Source organism: Nocardia sp. NPDC057272 (assembly GCF_042668615.1).
Taxonomy (GTDB): Bacteria; Actinomycetota; Actinomycetes; order Mycobacteriales; family Mycobacteriaceae; genus Nocardia.
Map to the genome: position 1 here is coordinate 225394 of NZ_JBHUYK010000007.1, position 23642 is coordinate 249035.

21 protein-coding genes are annotated in these 23642 nt (G+C 68.3%); 17 read left to right on the forward strand and 4 right to left on the reverse strand.

Annotated features, from left to right (window positions below; all coding sequences use genetic code 11):
* Window positions 1-29: 29 nt before the first annotated feature.
* From ACFULV_RS13610 to ACFULV_RS13620, 3 genes are read left to right on the forward strand one after another with little or no spacing between them, the layout of a single operon-like run.
* On the forward strand, window positions 30-305 hold the full coding sequence (locus ACFULV_RS13610; RefSeq protein ID WP_378627316.1) for a hypothetical protein: 276 nt from the start codon (window positions 30-32) through the stop codon (window positions 303-305).
* A gap of 29 nt (window positions 306-334) precedes the next feature.
* Window positions 335-793 carry a CBS domain-containing protein gene (locus ACFULV_RS13615; protein ID WP_378656306.1) on the forward strand — a complete coding sequence of 153 codons (459 nt, stop codon included), beginning with the start codon at window positions 335-337 and terminating at the stop codon, window positions 791-793.
* A 13-nt stretch (window positions 794-806) separates the two neighbouring features.
* Window positions 807-2090, forward strand: a complete 1284-nt coding sequence (locus ACFULV_RS13620; protein ID WP_378656308.1) for an SLC13 family permease — start codon at window positions 807-809, stop codon at window positions 2088-2090.
* A gap of 15 nt (window positions 2091-2105) precedes the next feature.
* Here the strand turns inward: ACFULV_RS13620 and hutG are convergent, their stop codons facing one another.
* Together hutG and hutI are read right to left on the reverse strand one after the other, a co-directional pair.
* Complete coding sequence (gene hutG, locus ACFULV_RS13625; protein ID WP_378656311.1) at window positions 2106-3023, reverse strand: formimidoylglutamase; 918 nt, start codon at window positions 3021-3023, stop codon at window positions 2106-2108.
* Window positions 3020-4207 (reverse strand): imidazolonepropionase, encoded by a 1188-nt coding sequence (gene hutI, locus ACFULV_RS13630; protein ID WP_378656313.1) that lies wholly within the window; start codon window positions 4205-4207, stop codon window positions 3020-3022. Before hutI ends, hutG begins: the two co-directional genes overlap by 4 nt.
* Window positions 4208-4426: 219 nt before the next feature.
* On the opposite strand from hutI, the gene hutH reads away from it, so the two are divergent.
* The gene (gene hutH, locus ACFULV_RS13635; protein WP_378656316.1) at window positions 4427-5986 is read left to right on the forward strand and encodes a histidine ammonia-lyase; all 1560 of its coding nucleotides are present in this window, start codon (window positions 4427-4429) and stop codon (window positions 5984-5986) included.
* Between the two features lie 83 nt (window positions 5987-6069).
* Here hutH and helR read toward each other — a convergent pair whose 3' ends face one another.
* Both helR and hutU read right to left on the reverse strand, forming a co-directional pair.
* Window positions 6070-8262 carry an RNA polymerase recycling motor ATPase HelR gene (helR, locus tag ACFULV_RS13640; protein ID WP_378656318.1) on the reverse strand — a complete coding sequence of 731 codons (2193 nt, stop codon included), beginning with the start codon at window positions 8260-8262 and terminating at the stop codon, window positions 6070-6072.
* A gap of 143 nt (window positions 8263-8405) precedes the next feature.
* Window positions 8406-10082, reverse strand: coding sequence for a urocanate hydratase (hutU, locus tag ACFULV_RS13645; RefSeq protein ID WP_378656320.1), 1677 nt, complete (start codon window positions 10080-10082; stop codon window positions 8406-8408).
* An 86-nt stretch (window positions 10083-10168) separates the two neighbouring features.
* Here hutU and hutC point away from each other — a divergent pair, with 86 nt between their 5' ends.
* The 13 genes from hutC to ACFULV_RS13710 all read left to right on the forward strand — a co-directional run bounded on the left by hutC (window position 10169) and on the right by ACFULV_RS13710 (window position 23641).
* Window positions 10169-10924: a histidine utilization repressor gene (gene hutC, locus ACFULV_RS13650; RefSeq protein WP_378627331.1), complete on the forward strand. Its 756-nt coding sequence runs from the start codon at window positions 10169-10171 to the stop codon at window positions 10922-10924.
* A gap of 381 nt (window positions 10925-11305) precedes the next feature.
* Window positions 11306-11635 carry a hypothetical protein gene (locus tag ACFULV_RS13655; RefSeq protein WP_378627333.1) on the forward strand — a complete coding sequence of 110 codons (330 nt, stop codon included), beginning with the start codon at window positions 11306-11308 and terminating at the stop codon, window positions 11633-11635.
* A 10-nt stretch (window positions 11636-11645) separates the two neighbouring features.
* On the forward strand, window positions 11646-12242 hold the full coding sequence (locus ACFULV_RS13660) for a hypothetical protein (RefSeq protein WP_378627335.1): 597 nt from the start codon (window positions 11646-11648) through the stop codon (window positions 12240-12242).
* 719 nt (window positions 12243-12961) lie between these two features.
* Window positions 12962-14011 (forward strand): polyprenyl synthetase family protein, encoded by a 1050-nt coding sequence (locus tag ACFULV_RS13665; protein WP_378656323.1) that lies wholly within the window; start codon window positions 12962-12964, stop codon window positions 14009-14011.
* Window positions 14008-15270: a hypothetical protein gene (locus ACFULV_RS13670; RefSeq protein ID WP_378656325.1), complete on the forward strand. Its 1263-nt coding sequence runs from the start codon at window positions 14008-14010 to the stop codon at window positions 15268-15270. The genes ACFULV_RS13665 and ACFULV_RS13670 overlap by 4 nt, the downstream gene beginning before the upstream one ends.
* 50 nt (window positions 15271-15320) lie before the next feature.
* Window positions 15321-16316, forward strand: a complete 996-nt coding sequence (locus ACFULV_RS13675) for a fatty acid desaturase (protein WP_378627340.1) — start codon at window positions 15321-15323, stop codon at window positions 16314-16316.
* A complete protein-coding gene (locus ACFULV_RS13680) occupies window positions 16307-17104 on the forward strand; it encodes a methyltransferase family protein (protein ID WP_378627342.1) in 798 nt (265 codons plus the stop codon). Before ACFULV_RS13675 ends, ACFULV_RS13680 begins: the two co-directional genes overlap by 10 nt.
* 36 nt (window positions 17105-17140) lie before the next feature.
* Window positions 17141-18187, forward strand: a complete 1047-nt coding sequence (gene mvk, locus ACFULV_RS13685; RefSeq protein WP_378627343.1) for a mevalonate kinase — start codon at window positions 17141-17143, stop codon at window positions 18185-18187.
* The gene (mvaD, locus tag ACFULV_RS13690) at window positions 18184-19248 is read left to right on the forward strand and encodes a diphosphomevalonate decarboxylase (protein ID WP_378627344.1); all 1065 of its coding nucleotides are present in this window, start codon (window positions 18184-18186) and stop codon (window positions 19246-19248) included. Before mvk ends, mvaD begins: the two co-directional genes overlap by 4 nt.
* A complete protein-coding gene (locus tag ACFULV_RS13695; RefSeq protein WP_378656327.1) occupies window positions 19245-20327 on the forward strand; it encodes a phosphomevalonate kinase in 1083 nt (360 codons plus the stop codon). The genes mvaD and ACFULV_RS13695 overlap by 4 nt, the downstream gene beginning before the upstream one ends.
* Window positions 20324-21421, forward strand: a complete 1098-nt coding sequence (gene fni, locus ACFULV_RS13700; protein ID WP_378627347.1) for a type 2 isopentenyl-diphosphate Delta-isomerase — start codon at window positions 20324-20326, stop codon at window positions 21419-21421. The genes ACFULV_RS13695 and fni overlap by 4 nt, the downstream gene beginning before the upstream one ends.
* Window positions 21414-22472, forward strand: a complete 1059-nt coding sequence (locus ACFULV_RS13705) for a hydroxymethylglutaryl-CoA reductase (protein WP_358065645.1) — start codon at window positions 21414-21416, stop codon at window positions 22470-22472. Before fni ends, ACFULV_RS13705 begins: the two co-directional genes overlap by 8 nt.
* Window positions 22469-23641 (forward strand): hydroxymethylglutaryl-CoA synthase, encoded by a 1173-nt coding sequence (locus tag ACFULV_RS13710; protein ID WP_378627350.1) that lies wholly within the window; start codon window positions 22469-22471, stop codon window positions 23639-23641. The genes ACFULV_RS13705 and ACFULV_RS13710 overlap by 4 nt, the downstream gene beginning before the upstream one ends.
* Window position 23642: the final 1 nt, after the last annotated feature.

Below are 23642 nucleotides of genomic sequence, written 5' to 3' on the forward strand. Positions count from 1 at the left end.
TTCGACGAGCCGAGGAAGGACCGCCGGCCATGGACATCGACCGGACGACGATCCCGGGAGCAGGTGTGCTGCACAGCTTCCACACCCGCCACGGCATCCGATTCGCCCTGCTGACGCATACGTCGGGCACGCGACGGCTGCTCGCCTATGCAGGGGGTGGCGACGAACCCACGGTCGACATCGAGCTCGAACCCGACGAAGCCGACCAGGTCGCCGAGCTGATGCGTTCGCGGCCCTTCGGCGACCGGCTCGCTCGCCTCGAACAACGCCTGGACCACCTGACCGGACGGCAGGCCCACCCGTGAGCACCGTCGAATCCCCCCGGAGCCATGCCATGCGCGCACGCGACATCGCGATGAACCTGCCGACCGTTCGCACCAGCGACCCCGTCGCCCGCGCGGTGCGGCTCATGGTCGTCAACCGGTTGCCCGGTCTGATCGTCGTCGACGAGCTCGACCGGCCGGTGGCGGTCCTGCCGGGAACTCAGGTGCTGCGCCTGGCGATTCCCGCCTCCTACCACGACGACCCGACACTGGTCCGCACGATCGACGAGGTGCACGCCGACCTGTTCTGGCAGGAACCCGGCAGCCTCACCGTGGGCGACTGCCTGCCCGACGGCGCGAGCAAGCCTGCCACCGTCACCCCCGACGCGACCCTGCTCGAAATCGCGATCCTGATGGCGCGCAAGCACAGTCCGCTCATCGCCGTGGTCGACCGTTCGCGCACCCTGCGCGGCGCGATCACCCTGGAACGGTTGCTGACCAGCCTCGCTGTCGTCGGCCCCGGCGACTGAACGCCACGCGCTCATGGCCGCAGCGCTTGCCGTCACCATCTTCGTGGTCGCCTTGTTCTTCATCGCCACGGAGAAAGCCGACAAGGTCAAAACCGTCCTGATCGCCGCGGGGGCGATGGCTCTGCTCGGCCTGATTCCCGGCGACGAGGTCTTCTATTCCGCCCACGAGGGCATCGACTGGAACGTCATCTTCCTGCTGCTCGGGATGATGATCATCGTCGGCGTCATCAAGCAGACCGGCCTGTTCGACTATCTGGCGATCTGGTCGGCGAAACGCTCGCGGGGCAATCCGTATCGCCTGATGGTGATGCTGATGTTGATCACCGCGGTCGCGTCACCGTTCCTCGACAACGTCACCATCATCATGCTGGTCGCCCCGGTGACGCTGGTGGTGTGCCGACGTCTCGGCATCGCCGCGCAACCGTTCCTGATCGCCGAGGTGCTCGCGTCCAATATCGGCGGTGCGGCGACGCTGATCGGTGACCCGCCCAACATCATCATCGCCAGCCGGGCCGGGCTGACGTTCAACGACTTCCTCGTGCACATGGCCCCGATCGTGGTGATCACCTTCGTGCTGTTCGTCGCGCTGACCCGGGTGCTGTTCCGCTCGGCGCTGCGCACCGATCCCACCTCGGCCGAGGCGGTGATGGCGCTGCAGGAACGGCGCGCGATCCGCGATCCGGCACTGCTGGTGCGCTCGATGGTCGTGCTCACCGGTGTGGTCGTCGGCTTCTGCCTGCACAGCGTGCTGCACGTCGCGCCGTCGGTGATCGCGCTGGTCGGCGCGGGCATCATGGTGCTGGTCTCCGGCCTCGACATCGGCGAGGTTCTGCACGAGGTGGAATGGCCGACGCTGGTGTTCTTCATGGGACTGTTCGTGATGGTCGCGGGCCTGGTACACACCGGGGTGATCGCCACCATCGGTGACGCCGCGATCGGCTGGGTCGGTGACGACTACTTCCTGGCCGCGACCGCGCTGGTGTTCGGTTCGGCGATCCTCGGCGCGTTCGTCGACAACATTCCCTACACCGCGACCATGGCGCCGGTGGTGGAGGACATCGTCGCGGGCGCACCGGATCCCGCTACCGGGCAAGCGCTGTGGTGGGCATTCGCCCTGGGCGCCGACTTCGGCGGGAACGGCACGGCGGTGGCGGCCAGCGCCAATGTGGTCGCCCTCGGGATCGCCGCCCGCGCGGGGCAGCGGATCACCTTCTGGCAGTTCACCAAGTACGGCATGTTGGTCACGATGCTCAGCAGCGTCATCGCCTGGATCTATGTGTGGATCCGCTACTTCTGAGTCCCGCGCCGGAGCTCACCCGACGTGGCGGGTGACGATCCGGTGGATCAGCCGGGCGGCGGTGCGGGCGGTGCGGTTGTCGATGTCGAGCCGCGGATTCAGTTCGGCGACATCGACAACCGCGAGTTTGCCGCAGGCGGTGACGCGGTCGCACACGGCCTGGATCGTGGACAGCGCGACACCGTAGGCGGCAGGGGCACTCACACCGGGGGCCACCGCGGCCGGAAGGACGTCGAGATCGATCGTCAGATACAGCAGGTCGATCCCGGCCAGGAAGACGTCGACGAAGGCGGCGACCCGGGTCGGCTCGCAGTCGTCGTCGAGGAGATAGCGCACGCCGAATCTGTCCGCGGTGTCGAACAGGACCCGGGTGTTGCTGGGCTGGCTGATCCCGATCACCGCGTACCGGACGTCGTCGCCGGTCTCGAGGATCTGCCGGAACGGGGTGCCGGAACTGGGCACGGGATCGGGCCGCAGGTCGAAATGCGCGTCGAGGTTGAGGATCCCGATGACGCTGCCGGGGACGCGGCGAGCCGAACCGGCCAGCCCGAGGTAGGTGCCGTAGGCGACCTCGTGGCCGCCGCCGAGAACGACCGGGAAAGCGCCGTCGTCCAGCAGCGCGGACACCGTCTCGCCCAGCCGCCGCTGACCGTCCTCCAACCGGTCGCCGGTGACGGCGATCGTGCCCGCGTCGAAGGCGCGCAGTTCGGTGGCGAGCGCCATCGGCGACAATGCCCCGCGCAGCGCGTCCGGGCCCGCCGCCGCGCCGAGGCGGCCCTTGTTCCGGCGCACGCCTTCCTCGCAGGCGAAACCGACGAAAACACACGCGCCGGGATCGTTGCCCGGCTGGTAGGGCGTGACGGCCTGATGCCAGCGCAGGTGCTCCGGCGTCGTGCCGTCGACGCGACCGGTCCAGGCGGATTCGGAAGTCATCGCACCCCACCTCGATGCGCGACGAGGACTCCTTCGCGCCACACCTGACCGACCAGCGCAACGCCGGGGCGGTAGGCGAGGTGCAGGTGCGAGGGGGCGTCGAGCGCGATGACATCGGCGCGGGAACCAGGGGAGAGGGAACCGATATCGGTGCGCCGCAACGCCTTCGCGCCACCTGCGGTTGCCGCCCAGACCGCTTCGTCGGGCGTCATGTGCATTTCCCGCACCGCCAGGGCGATACAGAACGGCAAGCTCGTGGTGTAGCTGGTGCCCGGATTGCAGTCCGCGCCGAGCGCGACGGTGACTCCCGCGTCCACCAGCGCCCTGGCATCGGGATAGCTGTTGCGCGTACAGAAGTCGGCGCCGGGCAGCAGCGTGGCCACCGTATCGCTGCCCGCGAGCGCGTCGATATCGGCACGATTCACGTGCGATACATGATCCACCGACGCGGCGCCGAGCTCGACGGCCAACTGCACCCCTGGTCCCTGCCGCAGCTGATTGCCGTGGACGCGCGGCACCAGCCCGTGCGCGATCCCCGCGGTCAGCACGGCATGCGCCTGATCGCGATCGAAGGCGCCCTGTTCGCAGAACACATCGATCCACCGGGCATACGGCGCGCACCGCGGAATCATCTGCTCGCACACCATCGTCACGTAGTCGTCGGTTCGCCCGGCGTATTCGGGCGGCGGCACGTGTGCGGCCAGCAGCGTCACCTCGTCGGTGCAGCGGGCCGCGATCCGGACGCTGCGCAGTTCGTCGGCCACGGTCTGCCCGTAGCCGCTCTTGCACTCGACCGTGGTGCTGCCTGCCCGCAACGACTCGTCCAGCAGCCGTCGCACAGTCGCTGCGAGCTGCTCGTCGCTCGCAGCCCGCGTCGCGGCGATCGTGGTGCGGATGCCACCCGCCCCGTAGGCCCGCCCCGCCATCCGCGCCGCGAACTCCTCGGCGCGGTCGCCCGCGAACACCAGATGCGAATGCGACTCGACGAACCCGGGCAGCACCGCGCGTCCGCCGAGATCGAACGCGGTGTCGGCGGCCGGTGCGGCGGCACTGTCACCGACCCATGCCACCCGCCCGTCGTCGATGACCAGTGCGGCGTCGCGCCGCAGCCCCAGCGGGCCCTCGCCCAGCGCCGGGTCGTTGGTGACGAGAGTGCCGATATCGCTCAGCACGGTGGTGGGCATGGAGGAGTCCTCCTGGGCGCGTTGTCGAGCACGGCGGTGTGTGAGGGGTACATCATGTGCGCGGGAGAGCAGCGCGGCACGTTCCCCGCACCGTAGCGGCCCTTCGGATCGTAGAGCGCGGGTAGAGCCCGGTGGATGCCCGCCGGGATACGTACGATAGGTATAGACCTGTATAGACAACAACGTCAAGGGATAGCCCGCAGTGAGGGGAGAAGCATCGTGAGCATCGACTCGGATCGGCCCGGACCGGTCGTCGTCGGCACAGGTCCGGTCTCGGCGCGGGATCTGGTCCGGGTGGCCAGGGACGGCGTCGCGGTGGTGGTGTCCGACGATGCCGTCGCCGCCGTCGAGGCGAGTCGTGCGCGGATCGAAGCGCTGGCCGCGGACCCGAGGCCGGTGTACGGGGTGTCGACCGGGTTCGGCGCGCTGGCCGTCCGTCATATTCCGCCGGAGTCACGCAAGCAGTTGCAGCGGAGCCTGATTCGCTCGCATGCGGCGGGGTCGGGCGCGGAAGTGGAGCGGGAGGTGGTGCGCGCGTTGATGTTGCTGCGCCTGTCGACCCTGGCCACCGGCCGGACCGGGGTGCGCCCGGTGGTCGCGCGGACCTATGCCGCGCTGCTGTCGGCGGGCATCACCCCGGTGGTCTACGAGTACGGCAGCCTGGGCTGTTCCGGTGATCTCGCGCCGCTGGCCCACGTCGCACTGGCGGTGATGGGGGAGGGCACCGCCCGGGACGCGACCGGCGCGCTGCGATCTGCCGCCGAGGCCATGGCCGATGCCGGGATCGCCCCGGTCGAGCTCGCGGAGAAAGAAGGCCTCGCGCTGATCAACGGCACCGACGGCATGCTCGGCATGCTGGTGCTCGCTTGCCACGACCTGCGGGCCCTGCTGCGGCTGGCCGATGTGACCGCGTCGATGAGCGTGGAGGGTCTGCTCGGCACCGACAAGGTCTTCGCCGCCGACCTGCAAGCACTGCGCCCGCAACCGGGCCAGGCGGTCGCGGCCGCCAATATGGTGCGCGTGCTGGCGGATTCGCCGATCGTGGCCAGCCACGCCACCCCGGACTGCACCGTCGTCCAGGATGCCTACTCGTTGCGCTGCGCACCCCAGGTCGCCGGCGCCGCCCGCGACACCCTCGACCACGCCGAACGCGTCGCCGGCCACGAATTGGCCAGTGCCGTGGACAATCCCGTCGTCACCCTCGACGGCCGGGTCGAGTCCAACGGTAATTTCCACGGCGCCCCCGTCGCCTATGTGCTGGACTTCTTGGCTATCGTGGTCGCCGACGTCGCCTCGATGAGCGAACGCCGCACCGACCGCTTCCTCGACAAGGCCCGCAACCACGGCCTCGCCCCGTTCCTGGCCGACGATCCCGGCGTCGACAGCGGTCACATGATCGCCCAGTACACCCAAGCCGCCATCGTCTCCGACCTCAAACGCCTGGCCGCCCCCGCCTCGGTCGACTCGATCCCCTCCTCGGCGATGCAGGAGGACCACGTCTCGATGGGCTGGTCCGCCGCCCGCAAACTCCGCCGCTCCCTCGACGGCCTCACCCGGGTGCTGGCCATCGAAGCCCTCACGGCGGCCCGCGGATTGGACCTGCGGGCACCCCTCACTCCAGCACCCGCCACTGCCGCCGTCGTGTCGAGGCTGCGCACCGAAGTTCCCGGTCCGGGCCCGGACCGCTACCTCGCCCCGGATATCGAAGCGGCGGTTCGGCTGGCGACATCGGGTGCGTTGCTGGCCGCCGCCGAATCGGTGACCGGCCCCCTCGGCTGACGGCGACCGCGGCCCTGGGTACCGAGGCGCCGACGTGGACCGCTGCCTCGCCCGCGAAGGCGAGGCAGCGGTCTCGTGAATCGCTACGCTCGCAGCTGTTGTGTCGGCTGGACCTCGGTGAGTCCGCGCAGCGACTCGGGCAACGGGCTCTGGTGCAGGACCCCGAGACGTTGGGTGGCCCGGGTCAGCGCGACGTAGAGTTCGGCGGCCCCGCGTGGCCCGTCGGCGAGAATCCGCTGCGGATCCACAACCAGTACCGCGTCGAACTCGAGACCTTTCGTCTCCGACGCGGGCACCGTGCCCGGCACGCCCGGCGGGCCGATCACGATGCTCGTCCCCTCGCGGCCTGCCTCGTCCCGAACGAATTCCTCGATCGCGGAGGACAATTCGTCGGCGGTGATCCTGCGCGACCAAGGGGCGACACCGCAGGACCGGACCGAATCCGGCGGCCGGACGTCGGGGGCGAATTCGGCGAGCACATCGGCGGCCACGGCCATGATTTCCGCGGGGGTGCGATAGTTCACGGTCAGGGAACGGTAGATCCAGCGGCCGGGGACATAGGGCTCGAGCATCGTGGCCCAGGACGTCGCGCCCGCCGCCGACCGGCGCTGGGCGAGATCGCCGACGATCGTGAAGGAGCGGCTCGGGCAGCGCCGCATCAGCACCCGCCAGTCCATCGCCGACAACTCCTGGGCCTCGTCGACCACCACGTGTCCGTAGGTCCACTCACGGTCGGCCGCGGCACGTTCGGCGAGTTCTCGGGTGTCGCGCTCGAGGAAGCGTTCGGCCAGGTCTTCGCCGTAGAGCATGTCCTGGGCGAGCAGGTGGTCCTCGTCGTCCATCAGGTCTTCGCGGCTGATGAGGGTGTCCAGCACACCGGCCGCGTACTCGGCTTCGGCCTTGCGCTCTCGCTCGGCGGAGTCGTCGGCGGCTTTGTCGCGGCCGAGCAGGTCGACGAGTTCGTCGAGCAGCGGCACGTCCGAGACCGTCCACGCGCCACCGTCGGCCCGCCACAGCGCCTCGTCCGCTCCTGCCGCCCGCAACCGATCGTGTGACGAATACAGCTGGGACAGCACGGTTTCCGGTTTCAGGATCGGCCAGCACTGATCCAGTGCCGCGGTGAACTCGTCGTTGTCGGCGAGCTCGCGGACCAGGTCGGCGCGCAGTTGTTCCCATGCCTCGGTGTCGTCGCGAGTCAGCCAGCCCTCGCCGATCCGGGCGATCGCGCGCTCGGTGAGGACATAGGTGATGATCTCGGTGAACACCGCGCGCGCCTCGTTGTGCGGGCGCCCGCTCTCCCTGGCCTCCTGCCTGGCCCACTCCGCGGTCGCGGCATCGATGCGCACCGTCACATCGGTCAGCGCGATCGTCAGCGGCGCCTCGGGCAGTCGCTGGCGATCCGCGATCGTCGCGGCGAGGACGTCGAGGATTCGCAGCGAACCCTTGTGCCGGGCCGCCTCGGGGGAGTCCTCCGCCGTCGCGCGCAGACCGGGCACCAGGTCGGCGGTGGTGGCGAACACGACATTCGTCTCGCCGAGCGAGGGCAGCACATGGGCGATGTGGTTCAGGAAGGCCGGATTGGGCCCCACCACGAGCACGCCTTGGCGCTCCATCCGCCTGCGCTGGGTGTAGAGCAAATACGCGACGCGGTGCAGCGCCACCACGGTCTTCCCGGTGCCGGGACCGCCCTCGATCACGGTCACGCCCGGGTGCTCCAGGCGGATGATCTCGTCCTGTTCGGCCTGGATCGTCGCGACGATGTCGCGCATCCCGTCCCCGCGTGGCGCGTCGACCGCGGCGAGCAGCGCGGCGTCCGTTCCGCCCTCGCTCCCGTCCGGGCGCCCGAGCACCTCATCGGTGAAATCGACCACCCGGCGGCCGCGGGTGTGGAACTGCCGACGCCGGCGCATGCCCTCCGGGTTGGCCGCGGTGGCGACGTAGAAAGCGCGCGCCGCGGGTGCCCGCCAGTCCAGGAGCAGCTGTTCCAGATCGTTCGACTCGTCGAACAGCCCGATCCGGCCGATATAGGACCGCTCGCCCGAGGCCGCGTCGAGCCGGCCGAAACACAGTCCGTTGTCGGCCACATCGAGGCGCTGTACTTCCTTGCCCAGCGCCCGCACCTCGTTGTCGCGCTCCATGGGGGAGTCGCCCTTCGTGCGCAGCGCCGCGCTGTAGCGGCCCTTCACCCGTGCCCGCTCGGCATCGAGGCGTGAGTACAACCCGGCGACATAGCTTTGCTCGGATCGGCGTTCCTCTTCGTACCCGTGCGCTGACATAGGCCCCTAACTGTACTTTTTCCGGTGCGACCGGATGATTGTGCAGCAACCCCGGGGCCTTGCCGCAAGTCCCTGTTTACGCTATATATTGAAAGTGGAAAGAGCCCCGGCGATGCCGGGGCTCTTCGTCTGTTCCGGGCCGGTCAGCCCTCCTGCATCGGAATCCGCACACCCCGTTCACGAGCTACCTCGGCTGCGTGCTCGTAACCCGCGTCGACGTGTCGCATCACGCCGGTGCCCGGGTCGTTGGTCAGCACCCGCTCCAGCTTCCGCGCGGCCAGCTCGGTGCCGTCGGCGATACACACCTGGCCCGCGTGGATCGAACGGCCCATCCCGACCCCGCCACCGTGATGGATCGACACCCAGCTCGCCCCGGACGCGGTATTGAGCAGTGCGTTGAGCAGCGGCCAGTCCGCGATCGCGTCGGAGCCGTCGGCCATCGCCTCGGTCTCGCGATAGGGGGAGGCCACCGACCCGGAATCGAGGTGATCGCGGCCGATGGCCAGCGGAGCGGACAGCTCACCCGAGGCGACCATCTCGTTGAATCTCAGGCCCGCGCGATGACGTTCGCCGTAGCCGAGCCAGCAGATCCGCGCGGGCAGACCTTCGAACTTCACCTTCTCGCCCGCCAGGGTGATCCAGCGGCGCAGATGGTCGTTGTCGGGGAACAGCTCCACGATCGCGCGGTCGGTGGCGGCGATATCGGCCGGATCACCCGAGAGCGCGGCCCAGCGGAACGGACCGAGGCCCTCTTCGAAGAGCGGGCGGATGTAGGCGGGAACGAAGCCGGGAAACGCGAAAGCCCGGTCGTAGCCGCCCTTTCTGGCCTCGTCGCGAATCGAGTTCCCGTAGTCGAACACCTCGGCGCCGGCGTCCATGAAGCCGACCATCGCCTCGACATGCGCGGCCATCGACGCCTGTGCCTCGGTGGTGAACCAGACCGGATCCTTCTCGGCGAGGGTGTGCCAGTCCTCGAGCGCGACCCCGATCGGCAAGTAGGACAACGGATCATGGGCCGAGGTCTGATCGGTGACGATATCCATCGGTGCGCCCATGGCCAGCAGTGCGGGAAAGACCTCGGCCGCATTGCCGACCAACCCGATCGAGAGCGGTCTGCGCTCGTCACGCGCTGCGACAGCGAGATCCAGTGCCTCCCGCAAGGTCTCGGCTTTGGTGTCGAGGTAGCCGTGCGCGATCCGCCGGTCGATGCGCGCCGGATCGCAGTCCACGCACAGCGCGACCCCGTCGTTCATCGTCACCGCGAGAGGCTGCGCGCCACCCATCCCGCCGACGCCCGCCGTGAGAGTGATGGTGCCGGCGAGGGTGCCGCCGAATCGCTTGCGTGCCACCGCGCCGAAGGTCTCGTAGGTGCCCTGCAGAATGCCCTGGCTGCCGATGTAGATCCACGACCCGGCCGTCATCTGCCCGTACATCATCAGCCCCATCTGCTCGAGCCTGCGGAACTCGTCCCAGGTAGCCCAGTCGCCGACGAGATTCGAATTCGCCAGCAGCACCCGCGGCGCCCACTCGTTGGTGCGGAACACCCCCACCGGCTTCCCGGACTGCACCAGCAACGTCTCGTCCGCGGCGAGGGTCTCCAGCGTTCGCACGATCGCGTCGAATGCCGCCCAGCTGCGTACCGCCCGCCCGGTCCCGCCGTAGACGACCAGGTCGTCGGGGCGTTCGGCGACCTCGGGATCGAGATTGTTCATCAACATCCGCAAGGCGCCCTCCTGCTGCCAACCGAGGGTGTGCAGCTCGGTGCCGCGCGGAGCGGACACGGGACGTGGGCCGGAGACAGGCGGTGTCGCATCGGTCATGGGGGCCAGTATATTCCTGTATATACAAGTAACGACGAGTTTCGAGCGCAACGTATTCTCTGGGCGAGGCGAGGAGATATTCGGTGGTGGCGATCGAGGTAGTCGATGCGGAGCTGGCCGCGCTCTACGGCGAGCTCGGCAGCGAATTCGCGGCGTATGAGCGGGTCAAGCAGCTGATCATGGCGCAGATCAAGGCGCGCCGGTGGAACGCGGGGGAGCAGATCCCCTCGGAGAACCAGTTCGTCGCCGCGCTCGGCCTGTCCCGGATGACGATCAATCGCGCCCTGCGTGACCTGACCGCCGACGGCGCGCTCACCCGGGTGATGGGTGTGGGCACCTTCGTCGCGGCGAGTAAGGCCTCCTCGCCGCTGTTCGAGGTCCGCAACATCGCCGACGAGATCACCGGTCGCGGACATCGCCATCGCACCGAGGTGGTGTTCGTGCGATCCGAGGTTCCGGGCGATGCCGAGCTGGCGAATGCCATGGGCGGCACCGTATTCCACTCGCTGCTGGTGCACTTGGAGGACGGCGTGCCGATCCAGCTCGAGGACCGCTACGTCAACCCGGCACAGGCCCCCGACTACCTCGCCCAGGACTTCACCGCCGTCACTCCGAACGTCTACCTCAGCGAGGTCGCGCCACTGTTGCGCGGTGAGCATGTCGTCGAGGCGGTGCGGGCCGCCCGCGAGGAGTGTGTGCTGCTCGGCATCGACGCCGACGAGCCGTGCCTGCTCATCCGGCGCCGCACCTGGTCCTCGGGCGGGTTGGTCAGCATGGCACGGCTCGTGCATCCGGGTTCGCGCAATCGGCTGGAAGGCAGTTTCGGTAGCGAACCGGGCTGACTGTGCGTCGAGTGCGCCGAACAATGGTCCCGACTCGAAACATCTGTCGCCGCTTGGCAATTGCTTGGTGAGATTCCGATCAGGCGGATTGTCGAACTGTTTCCTTTCCGAACGGGTGTGAAGACTTGCTTACCGAGGAGGATGGCGCGTGCATGCCCGCTCTCCGAGATTGTTATCCGATCTGAACAATAAACCGGAACAGCAAATTGACAGCTAATGAATAAATGCCGCCTGAGCTGGGAATATGTCTCCTGTTCGGATTTGGTTCAGTTTCGAGTTATCACTGTTTCGTGACGAAGTACGCGGTTGGCCGGATCGGGGCTGTACGTTTGGGACTCGATAGTTTCGCTGGGTTCCATTCAGGTAACGGAGAGGGCGGAAATGGCTACAGTCACGCAGCCGTCGGGGCCGCACACCATGATCTCTCGACGTGATTTCTCCGCAGCGAAAACAGTGATGACACCGTCGAGTCTGGTGACCCTCGGGTTGATCTTGCTGATTCCCGTGTTCATCACGGCGGGCCCGATTCTCGCGTCGGCGTTGATCGCGCGATACGACGGCGTCGGGTGGTCCGGTGGGGTGGTCTTCGGGGTGATCGCGACCGTCGTCGTCATGTCGGTGCTGGCCTCGGCGTGGGCGTTCCGCCTGGCGTGGCGGCGTGGTTCCGCCGCTGCCGCGCAGCGCCCGCTCGGTTCTTCTCTCGTGCGGTAGGAGGTCGACAATGCAGACGCACCGACAGGCGGCGGCGCCGCTCATCGAACCGCCCGTGACCACCGCTGCCGACGAATGCCGCCTGCTGCGGATCGTCGCCCGAATCGAAGCGCCCCACGTGTGGGACTCGACTTCCGCCCGGCTGCTCGACTGCGCGCGCCGGCGGTGGCAGGGCAGGCCCGACATCGCCGACCACCCGGCTTTGCGCCGCTGGTCGCAGATCCAGGACTCCCAGCAGCGACCCGAACAGCCTTGCCTGCGCACGCTTTTCGCCGCCTTCGCCTCCGGCTCGCTGGTCGGTGGAGATCCCTGCGCGGACCTGGCCGCCGCGATCATGCTCCTGTCGAGCTGCCCCGCCGAAGCGGTTCAGCAGGCGGACCCGCGCAACGAGCAGCACACGGTGCGCTTCTCGGTCTACGCCTATCGCGACGACGACCTCCCGCTGGCCGAAGACTTGATCACCACCACCGTCCATGCCTGCGGCACCGTTCTGGCCCGTCGCTGCACGATCATGCGTCCCCCTGTCCGGTCCACCGCCCCGCTCGTCGACCATCCGACACCGGACCTCCGGGTTCTCGGCCGTCTCGGCAGCACCGCCGCCCGCTGACCGAACCCGGTCGCGTCTTTTCACTCGGCCGCTTCGCTGCCCGCCGCGTTGCCGGTGAAACCAACGGTGCTGCACAAGGTTTCATCGTTACGTTGGGCGTGACAACGGATCGTCGCGGGCCTTCGGGTCGGTTCTCGAGCGCGCCTCGGCTCGCGGTAACGCGAATCGGATTGTATGGTTTGGACAGAGCTGTCACTGTCACCGGAGTTGTTGACGAACGGACAGTTCGTGTCACTGCGGTCCCGAATCATGTGTGTGCCAACAACATTGACGTTGCGAGCTCCGACTCGACCGCATCGCGGTCGACCCCACGCATCGCTGGACGACTCCCGAGGTGTCTATCTCGGGCGGCTCCGCGACGCGTGAGTTCGCCCCAGGATTCTCGCGATGACGCGGAAGCCATTGTAGTGCAGGCGATTACGCCGCACGCCTAGTGTCAGCAATCGGCCGTCGCTGCTGTCTCACCCGCCTGAAATCTCCGTAAACCATTGTGGTACAGCACAATTGCAGGTTTCAAACTTGGAACATGTTGGAATGCTTGACATCTCGAGCTTCCTCCAGAAAACTACCCGTCGGTAGCCAGCGAACGGGACGCTCGACCCCGTCGGCTGCGAGAGGTGACTCCCTACGACTGCCCCGCCGGAAACTCCATAAACCCGTGTCCGGCAGTCGCCGGTGAACCTCTCCGCATCGTGACCACACCAAAGGAGCTCAGCGCTATGGATAATCCCGCGCTACCCGCAGCACAGCACTCGGGTGACCAGCACTCGGGCGACCAAGTGGTGGTCATGCCCAGACCGGCCGGACCGACCGAGCAACTGGCGCTGGTCACCGCACGACTGCGGGAACTGCTCATCACCGGTGAGGATTTCGACGCGATCTACACCCACATCCTGGCCGCTCCCGGCAAGCGTGTGCGGGCCCGGCTCGTCCTGGCCTGTGCCGGGTTGCTCCCCGACGCCGCCGACACCGCCGCCCCGCTGGGCGATGCGGTCGACCTGGCCTGCGCGATGGAGATGCTGCACGAATCCTCGCTGGTCCACGACGACATCTGTGACGGATCGCTGCTGCGTCGCGACGCACCGTCGGTGCCCGCCGCATTCGGCGTGCGCACCAGTGCCCGCGCCGGATTTCACCTGGCCGGCGCATCGATGCAGGTCGTCGCCCGGGTGCTGACCGACAACCCCGAGGTCTTCGCGCGGGTCGGTGAGGCGCCCGGCATCACCTACGCCGACCGGCTCTCCGACCTGTCCTACGGTCAGCTCATCGAGACCCTGCCGCCCTCGATCGACGAGGTCGCGCTGCGCCGCCACTACGAACTCGTGGCGGGGGCCAAGACCGGCACCCTGTTCCGGCTGTCGTGCGCCTACGGCGGCACCGCGGGTGGGGTCGATCTCGACCGGCTCTACGCCCTGATGGAGTACGCCGACCAGCTCGCGCTCGCCTTCCAGATCATGGACGACGTCCGCGATATCGAGGGCGGACCTGGCCTGGGCAAGGACGCCGGCGGCGACCTCGAACGCCGGGTGCCCACCTGGCCGGTCATCGAATGGCTCGGCTCGCGCCCCGGCGCCCGCGAAATGTGGCTGGACGCGGAGATTTCCAGCGCGACCCTGCAAGAAGACCTGGTGGAGAGCGGCGCGACCAAAGCCGCCCGCCTGGTCGCGATGGACGCCACCGAGAAGGCCACCCGCGCACTCGACGTCTTCCCCCCTTCCCTCGCGCGTGACGACCTGCGCGAACTTCTCGAGCAGGTGATCTCCCGATGAGCACGGCACGACTTCCCCTCCTGATCCGCGGACTGCGCAATCTTCGCCGCGCACCGGATCTGGACGCACTGCGCACCGCGCGGTCTCCACAGGAACTGGCCGCGCTGGCGCTGATTCCCGCTGGCCGCAACCTGGGCATCGCCGTCGGCCTGCTACCTGCGACCTTGCGCGCCGAGGCCACCGCCGCGCTGCTCGCCTGTCGCGTGCTCGACGCTTTCGAAGATCTCAGCGACCGCGCGGTAGCCAGCGATGCCGTGCTGGCGGCAGTGGATTACCTCAACGGCACCAGTGACACCCTCCCGGCGCCGCTGCCCGCGCTCGAGGGCAAGATCCGCGACAGCGAAGCCGTCGACCGGGTACTCGCCGAGCGCATCGCCGACGTCAGGGCGCTGCTCGCGGCGTTGTCCGAGCAGGGTCGCCAGCGGGTCGGGCTGGTGCTCACCGATGTCGGCCGGGTGATGGCGCGCAACATCGACGCACCGCTGACCCGCGTCGCCTACAGCGAAGGTGTGCTCGGCCGGATCACCCACTACGCCTGCGCCCTGGTCGCCGAAGATGTACTGCCCGAAGCGGATCTGCGGGAGCTGACCGGTTGTGTGGCCGTGATCGCCCAGTCGGCCAACGACCTGCGCGACAACGAACTCGCGATCTACGGCGCCGCCGACCGTGAGGAACTCACCCGGATGGTGATGCTGCGCCAGCTCACCCCCGCCCTCGGCGGCTTCGCACTGCTGGCCAAGCTCGGTCCCGGCACACCGAGCCTGGGCGCGCGGGCGGCGATGGCGTACATGACGATCACGACTTCGGCGTTCCTGTGTGGCGCCGTCGGGGCGCCCGCGCCCTTCCGGCGCCCGGTCGCCGCGGCCACGCTGGCCGCCGCCTCGCCGGCCTACTGGACCACGATGCTCGAGCGTGTGCGCCGCAGCGGCGACGCCGCGATCCATCAAATGCTCGATGCCTCACCGGATTTCACCACCGGCTCGGCGTCGGCCTCGCAGGTGCTCGGTGCGGGCGACCTCGCGTCGACGGAAACCTCGTTGATGCCGCTGATCGTGGACACCACCTTCGCGCTGGTGCAAACCCTGCCCGAAGGCCGCCTGACCGGCGAACTCTCCGACTCGGCGATCCGCACCATGATGATCGCCGATCACCTGGCTTTCGGTGCCATGGAGCGGGTGCCGAGCCACGAACCCGACGCGATCCGGGCGCTGGCCACACGGCTGCAGCTCGCCGCTCTCGACAACAGCAGCCACCAGTAGTCGAGGAACACCTCCTCGATGATCGTCACTACTAGCGAAGGAGCTCTCCCATGAGCACCGGAACGCCCGTCGCGCCCACAGAGAAACCGCCGTTCAGCCGGCGCGTGTTCAAACTCGAGCACGCGTCCAACGTCGGCCCGCTGCTCCACATCGCGTTGTGGATCGGCATGACCGCAGCCGCGCTGTTCATTCCCGGCACCTCCACCTGGTACATCGCGGTACCGCTGATCATCGTGCTCTCGCTGCTGAACCTCTCGCTGACCATCGGCGTGATGCACATGCACACCCATCGCCCGCTGTTCGTGTCCAAGTTCCCCAACCGGGTGGTCGACATCCTGTGCTGCCTGCCCGGCAACCTGACCGCGGCCGAGATGCGCGAGGTGCACGTCCTCAACCATCACCGGTTCAACGACGGCCCGGGCGACGTCACCGCGACCACCGGCCTGGACAAGGGCATCGGCGCCCTCTGGTACTGGGTGCGCTACGGCATGGTCGTCAAGATCCACACGGTGCGTACGGTGTTCGCCGCGAACCCGGCGCCGCGCCGTCGCAAGACGCGCCACCAGTTCATCTTCGATCTCGCGGTGTACGCCGTCGTGATCGGCTCCGTCTGGTACGTCGCGGGCTTCGAGAAGTTCGTGCTGTTCTACTGGGTCCCGTTCCTGATCACCCAGGTCAACGCCGGCTACTTCGCCTGGCTGAGCCACGCTCCCGCACGCGGATTCACCGATGAGCCGAGCACCTCGCTGAACAACGCGGGCAACATCCTCAACTTCCTGATCTTCAACCAGGGCTACCACAGCGTGCACCACCGCTACCCCGGCATCCACTGGAGCCAGATCCCCGACAAGCTCGACTACATGCGTGACGTGAACCCCGGCGTCATCGTGCCGTATTGGATGGTGGCGCAGTCGGGTTGGCGTCTGGTCGTGCCTGGCGGCTTCCTCAACGAGGGCTACGGCAACAAGTGGAAGGCGCGCCTGGAGTCGCGTCTGGAAGCGGGCACCGTTCGCTCACGCTACCTGCCGTGGTTCGCATGGATCTGATGTCACCGCAACAGGTTCGGGGCGTGGTGACGAGTCCCTCGCGGCTCGTCCCGTTCCTGTTCTCCTTCGCCGTCTACGGTTTCGCCGGCATCACGGTGCCGCTGATGCTGCTGTTCGCCGGCGGTTGGTGGCTGCCCAAGACGGTGGACAAGGGACCGCACCTGTCCGCGGTCCCCGCGATCGCCATCGACCTGGTGCTGCTCGCGCTGTTCGCGCTGCAGCACTCGGGAATGGCCCGGCCCTCCTTCAAGGCGTTCATCACCCGCTGGGTGCCCGAGGCGCTCGAGCGCACCGTCTACATCATCGGCGTGTGCCTGGTGATGTGGGTGATCATGCTGGCGTGGCAGCCGGTGCCGCACGTGTTGTGGTCGGCCGACGGCGCGCTCGCAGTGGTGCTCGACACCGGGTTCTGGATCGGCTTCGTGCTGGTCTACGCGGCTACCCTGCTGCTGAACCACTTCCACCTGCTCGGCATCAGTCAGGCCTACCGCCAGTACGTGATCCAGGTACCGGACGCGACGGTCGACCGTCTGCAGGTGAACGGCGTCTACAAGCTGGTTCGTCATCCACTGATGACCGGTCTGCTGGTGTCGTTCTGGTTCGCCAGTGAGTTCACCGTCGGACACCTGGTGTGGGCGCTCGGGCTGACCGGGTACATCCTGCTGGGAACCTACCTGGAGGAGCGCGATCTCATCGCTCGTTTCGGTGCGTCCTATCGCGCGTACGCCGCGCAGGTGCCCGCGTTCTTCCCGTCCGTGCGCGCCATTTTCGGCCGATCGTCTCGGTAACCGGCACGGCCGGGCCGAGTCTGGAGAGGAATCGTCGTGAACAGTCCCGTTCGAGAACGTACTGAACACAGCTCCACAGCGACCGGCCCGGTCCGTGGCGTGGGCCGAGCCCACGCCAAGGCGATCCTGCTGGGTGAGCACACCGTGGTGCACGGGACGCCCGCCATCGCGTTTCCGCTGCCGACCCTGTCGGTGCGGGCGATCGCGCGTCCCGGCACCCCCGGCGGCGTCGTCGAGGTTCCCGAAGGACATTTCGGATTCGTCGCCGGCAACCCGAATGCCGTGGAGAACACGTTGTCCGGGCCGCGCGTAGCGGTCGAGGAGGCGTTGCGGCGTTGGGGCCTGACCGGTCATATCGCCGATGTGGTGATGGAGTGCGACATTCCGCTCGCTCGTGGGCTCGGATCGAGTGCGGCCTGCGCCGGCGCGGCCGTGCGTGCGGTCGCCGACCTGCACGGCCGGACCGTCGAGGCCGCCACGCTCTACGAACTCGTCCAGTGCGGCGAACAGGTCGCGCACGGCAGAGCCAGTGGCATCGACGCGAGCGCGGTGCTGGCCGACGGCCCGATCCTGTTCCACGAGGGCACCGCCACCGCACTCGACATCGGTCTCGACGCCGCGCTGGTGATCGCCGATACCGGGGTGCCCGGGTCCACCCAGCACGCGGTCGCCGGGGTGCGCCGCACACTCGACCGCGATCCGCGGTCCGCGCACCGGATGCTGACCAGGGCGGGCGAGCTGATCAGCGGTGCCGCGGCAGACCTCTCGTCCGGGGACGCCGCGTCGCTGGGCCGGGCGATGCTCGACTTCCAGGACCTGCTCGCCGGACTCGGCGTGAGCACCCCGCATATCGACACACTGGTCGCGGCGGCGCTGGAGGCGGGCGCGTACGGCGCCAAGCTCACCGGCGCCGGTCTGGGCGGCTGCGTCCTCGCGCTCACCGAGACCGGTGACGCGCGCACGGTCAGCGCCGCGTTGCGCCGCGCCGGCGCGGTACAGACCTGGACGGTCCCCACCCGCAGCCTGCGTTCAGGCGCGGAGTCCCTATCCGTCTCGACCTCGGAACACGGTGTAAATCCATGACTTTCACTCCCGCATCACCCGCGGTCGCCGAGCGCGGCGCCGTGACCGGGCCGTCCGCCGAGTCGGTCGCGTACCCGAACATCGCCCTGGTGAAGTACTGGGGCAAGCGGGACGAGGACCTGTTCCTGCCCGTCACGGGCAGCCTGTCGATGACCCTCGACATCTTCCCGACCACCACGTCGGTGCGGGTGATCGAGGGACCGGCCGATGTCGTCGAGTTCAACGGCGTCGCGGCCACCGGTGCCGCGCGGACCCGCATCGAGACGTTCCTGGATCTGGTGCGCGCCAAGGCCGGTCGGACCGACCGTGCGATGGTGGTGACGTCCAACGCCGGGCCCACCGGCGCCGGTCTGGCCTCCTCGGCCAGCGGCTTCGCGGCCCTGGCCACCGCCGCGGCGGCCGCCTATGAGCTCGACCTCGACGGTCGCGCCCTCTCGCGACTGGCCCGGCGCGGCTCCGGCTCCGCCTCGCGCTCCATCTTCGGCGGCTTCGTCGTCTGGCACGCCGGTGAAGGCGACGGCGAAGCAGGGGACCTGAGTTCGTTCGCGGAGCCGATCGGCGGCGACGAACTGGACCCGGCTCTGGTGGTCGCCGTGGTGAACCAGGGCGCGAAGGCAGTCTCGAGCCGTGTCGCCATGCGCGAGACCACCGCCACCTCGCCGTTCTATCGGCCGTGGGCCGAATCCTCGGTGCTCGATCTGGCGGAGATGCGCAAAGCCATCGCGCGGCAAGACCTTCCCGCGATCGGGGAGATCGCCGAGCGCAACGCCCTCGGCATGCACGCCACCATGCTCACCGCACGCCCCGGAATCCGGTACCTGTCACCGCATTCGCTCGCTATCCTCGACGCGGTCCTCGCGCTGCGTGCCGACGGGATCATGGCGTACGCCACGATCGACGCGGGTCCGAACGTCAAAGTATTGTGCTCGCGTGCGGACGCGCCACTGGTCGATGCCACCCTGGACGGTCTCGGCGATTTCGTCACCACCCGGACCGCGCACATCGGTCCCGGCGCGTCGCTGACGACGGCCGGTGCACCGGCGGCGGGTGGCGATCGATGACCAGTTGTCGCGCACCGGGCAAGCTCTTCATCGCCGGTGAATACGCCGTGGTCGAGCCGGGACACCTCGCGGTGCTCACGGCGGTCGACCGCTACGCGACCGCCACGGTCACGGCGGCGGATCCCGGCGAGGGCATCACCCTGCACTCGGATCTGGACGGCGGCGTCACGCTGTCGTGTGCGCGTCACGGTGACGAATTGGCGCCTATCTCCGATGCTGTTGTACCAGAGGCATTTTCGTACGTCTTCGCGGCCGTCTCGGTTGTTCACCAGCTGCTCCTGGAACGGGCCGTCCCCGTCTCCGACTTCCGGCTGAGCGTCACCGCCGACCTCGGCGACGACGATGGTCGCAAGTTCGGCTTGGGGTCCAGCGCGGCCGTCACGGTGGCCACCGTCGACGCCCTCGGACAGCACTTCGCGCTCGGGCTCGATCCCATGGATCGGTACCGGCTGGCCATGCTCGCCACGATCGCGGTCAATCCGCGAGCCTCGGGCGGCGATGTCGCCGTGAGTACCTGGGGTGGCTGGCTCGCCTATCGATCCCCGGACCGCGCGCAGGTGGCAGCCTCGCTCGCCCGTGACGGCGTCGACGCGACCCTGCGTTCGCCGTGGCCGGGCCTGTCGGTGCGCCCGCTGCCCACCCCGACCGAGCTCACCCTGCAGGTCGGTTGGACCGGGAACCCCGCCTCCACACCGGCGCTGGTCGCCGGCCTCGACGGCGACCGCAGCACCTTCCGGGCGCACAGCAACGAGTGTGTCGAACGGCTGGTCGCCGCCATCGAGGCCGACGACTCCCGCGCCGTGCGAGTCGAAATCGACAGCGCGCGAACACTGCTCGTCGATCTCGACGCGACGTCGGGCCTCGGCATCATGACACCGCGTCTGCACGCACTGTGCGACGCGGGCGCCGCGGTGGGTGCGGCGGCGAAGCCCTCGGGTGCCGGTGGTGGTGACTGCGGTATCGCGCTCATCGAACGCACCCGGCCCGCGGCGATCGCCGAGCTCACCGGGCGCTGGATCACCGCCGGAATCCGTCCGCTGCCCCTGCGAACCCACCTTGCCGAAGGGGACCCACGATGATCGCCGATCGCAAGGACGACCACGTTCGCCACGCGGTGAACCACCACCGCCAGGCCACCGGAGTCAGTGACTTCGACTCGGTCACCTTTGTCCACCACGCCCTCGCCGGCATCGATGCCGAGGACGTCTCCCTGGCCGTCGAAGTCGCGGGAAAGCAGTGGAACACACCGCTGTTCGTGAACGCGATGACCGGCGGCAGCACCAAGACCGGCGAGATCAACCGCCAGCTCGCCATCGCCGCGCGCGAGACCGGCATCCCCATCGCGTCGGGCTCGATGAGTGCCTACTTCCGTGATCCGTCGGTCGCGGGCACCTATCGCGTGCTGCGCCAGGAGAATCCGCACGGATTCGTGATGGCCAATGTCAACGCGAACGCGACCGTCGACCAGGTGCGCAGCGCCATCGATCTGCTCGAAGCCGATGCGTTGCAGATCCATCTCAACGCCGTGCAGGAAGTGGTCATGCCCGAGGGCGACCGCTCGTTCGGGGCGTGGCCGCGCCAGATCGAACGCATCGTCGCCGATACCGCGGTGCCGGTCTTCGTCAAGGAAGTCGGGTTCGGCCTGAGCAGGCAGACCGTCACCTGGTTGCGCGACGCGGGTGTGTCCGTGGCCGACGTGGGCGGTCGTGGCGGCACCAACTTCGCTCGCATCGAGAACGATCGGCGCGTCGGCGGCGACTTCGGGTTCATCGAGAGCTGGGGCCAGTCCACCCCGAACTGCCTGCTCGACTGCGCCGGCATCCCCGGCATCGACATTGCCGCCACCGGTGGCATCCGCTCGCCACTGGACATCGCGCGCGCGCTCGCGCTGGGCGCCGACGCGACCGGCGTCGCGGGGGCGTTCCTGGAAACACTGGTCAGCCACGACACCGCCGCCCTGGTCGACCAGATCGGGACCTGGCTCGACCAGCTGCGCACCATCCTCACCGTCCTCGGCGCCCGCACCCCCGCCGATCTGGTCGGCGCCGACCTGCTCATCACCGGCGATGTCGCGAACTTCTGCCTGCTTCGCGGCATCGACGCCGCAGCACTTGCCCACCGGAGCCCCTGGTGGCGTGAATCCGAAAATCGAGAAGGAGTCACCCATGAATGACATGTCGTATGCGGCGGTGCCGCTGCAGTGGGTGGGGCCTGTCCGCATTACCGGAAATGTCGTCGACGACGCCGTCGACGTTCCCCTCGCCACCTACGAAACCCCGCTGTGGCCCTCGGTCGGGCGCGGCGCGCGCATCAGCACCCTGGCCGAGAAGGGCATCGTCGCGACGCTGATCGACGAGCGGATGACGCGCTCGATCCTGCTGGAAGCCGACGACGCGTACACCGCCTACACCACGGTCCAGCAGTTGGAAGGCCGCATGGCCGAGCTCCAGGAGGTGGTCGCCGGCAGTAGTCGTTTCGCCCGGCTCATCGACCTGCACCACCAGATCACCGGCAACCTGCTGTTCCTGCGCTTCGAGTTCACCACCGGTGACGCGTCGGGCCACAACATGGCGACCCTGGCAAGTGACCACCTGATGGATCACATCCTGTCGACCATGCCCGGGGTGCGCTACGGCTCGATCTCGGGCAACTACTGCACCGACAAGAAGGCCACCGCGGTCAACGGCATTCTCGGTCGCGGCAAGAACGTGATCACCGAACTGCTCATCCCGCGCGAGGTGGTCGAGCAGCGGCTGCACACCACCGCGGCGCAGGTGACCCAGCTCAATATCCGCAAGAACCTGATCGGCACCCTGCTGGCGGGTGGAATCCGTTCCGCCAACGCGCATTACGCCAACATGCTGCTCGCGTACTACCTGGCGACCGGCCAGGACGCCGCCAATATCGTCGAAGGATCCCAGGGCATCACCCATGCCGAGGATCGTGACGGCGACCTCTACTTCTCGTGCACCCTGCCCAACCTGATCGTGGGCACGGTCGGCAACGGCAAGCACGCGAGTTTCGTCGACGAGAACCTGGAACGCCTCGGCTGCCGCGAAGATCGGCAGCCCGGCGAGAACGCCCGACGCCTCGCGGTGATCGGGGCGGCCACCGTGTTGTGCGGGGAGCTGTCGCTGATGGCGGCACAGACCAATCGCGGTGAATTGATGCGTGCCCATACCCAATTCGAGCGGTCCACCACGAGCAACGGAAGCCCACGATGACAACTACACCGGTCGGTATCCACGACCTCTCGTTCGCCACCACCCACTACGCTCTCGATCACGCCGTCCTCGCCGAGCGACTCGGCGTGGATCGCGACAAGTTCTACCTCGGCATCGGCCAGGAGAAGATGAGCGTCGCCGCCGCCGACGAGGACATCGTCACCATCGCCGCGGCCGCCGCCAAACCGATCCTGGAACGGCACGGCACCGACAACATCCGCACCGTGCTGCTGGCCACCGAGACCGGTGTCGACCAGTCCAAAGCCGCCGCGCTGTACCTGCATTCGCTGATCGGGCTGCCCAACGCCGCTCGTGTCGTCGAGCTCAAGCAAGCCTGCTACGGCGGCACCGCCGGGCTGCAGTTCGCCGCGGGGCTGATCGCTCGCGACCCGTCGCAGCGTGTGCTGGTCATCGCCGCCGACATCGCGAAGTACGAACTCGACACCCCGGGTGAGCCGACCCAGGGCGCCGCCGCTGTCGCGATGCTGGTCACCGCGGATCCAGCGATCCTGGCGCTGGACCCGATTTCGGGCCTCTACAGCGCCGACATCATGGACTTCTGGCGTCCGAACTACCGGACCGAGGCCATCGTGGACGGCAAGACCTCGGTCAACGCCTACCAGAAGGCCGCCCAGGAGGCCTGGTCGGACTACCGCCGTCAGGGTGGCCGCGAGCTCGGTGAGTTCGCCGCGTTCTGCTACCACCAGCCCTTCACCAAGATGGCCTACAAGGCGCACCGCCACCTGCTCGAAAGCCAGGGCCACACCGCCGACGCCGACGCGATCGAGGCCGCCATCGGCACGACGACGACCTACAACCGCACGGTCGGCAACAGCTACACCGCCTCGCTGTACCTCGGCCTGGCCTCGCTGCTCGATCACGCGGACGACCTCACCGACCGGGCACTGGCCATGATCAGCTACGGGTCGGGCAGTGTCGCCGAATTCTTCAGCGGCACCGTGCAGCCCGGTTACCGCGCGCACCTGCGGACCGAGGCGAACCTGGCTGCGATCGCCTCGCGTGAGTTGCTCGGCTACGAGCACTACCGGGCGCTGCACGAGGCCGCTTCGCCCAGTGACGGCGCGTACCACGCCATGGCCGAGGAAACGCGGCGCCCGTTCCGGCTGGCCGCCGTCTCCGGTCACAAACGCATCTACGAATCCCGCTGAG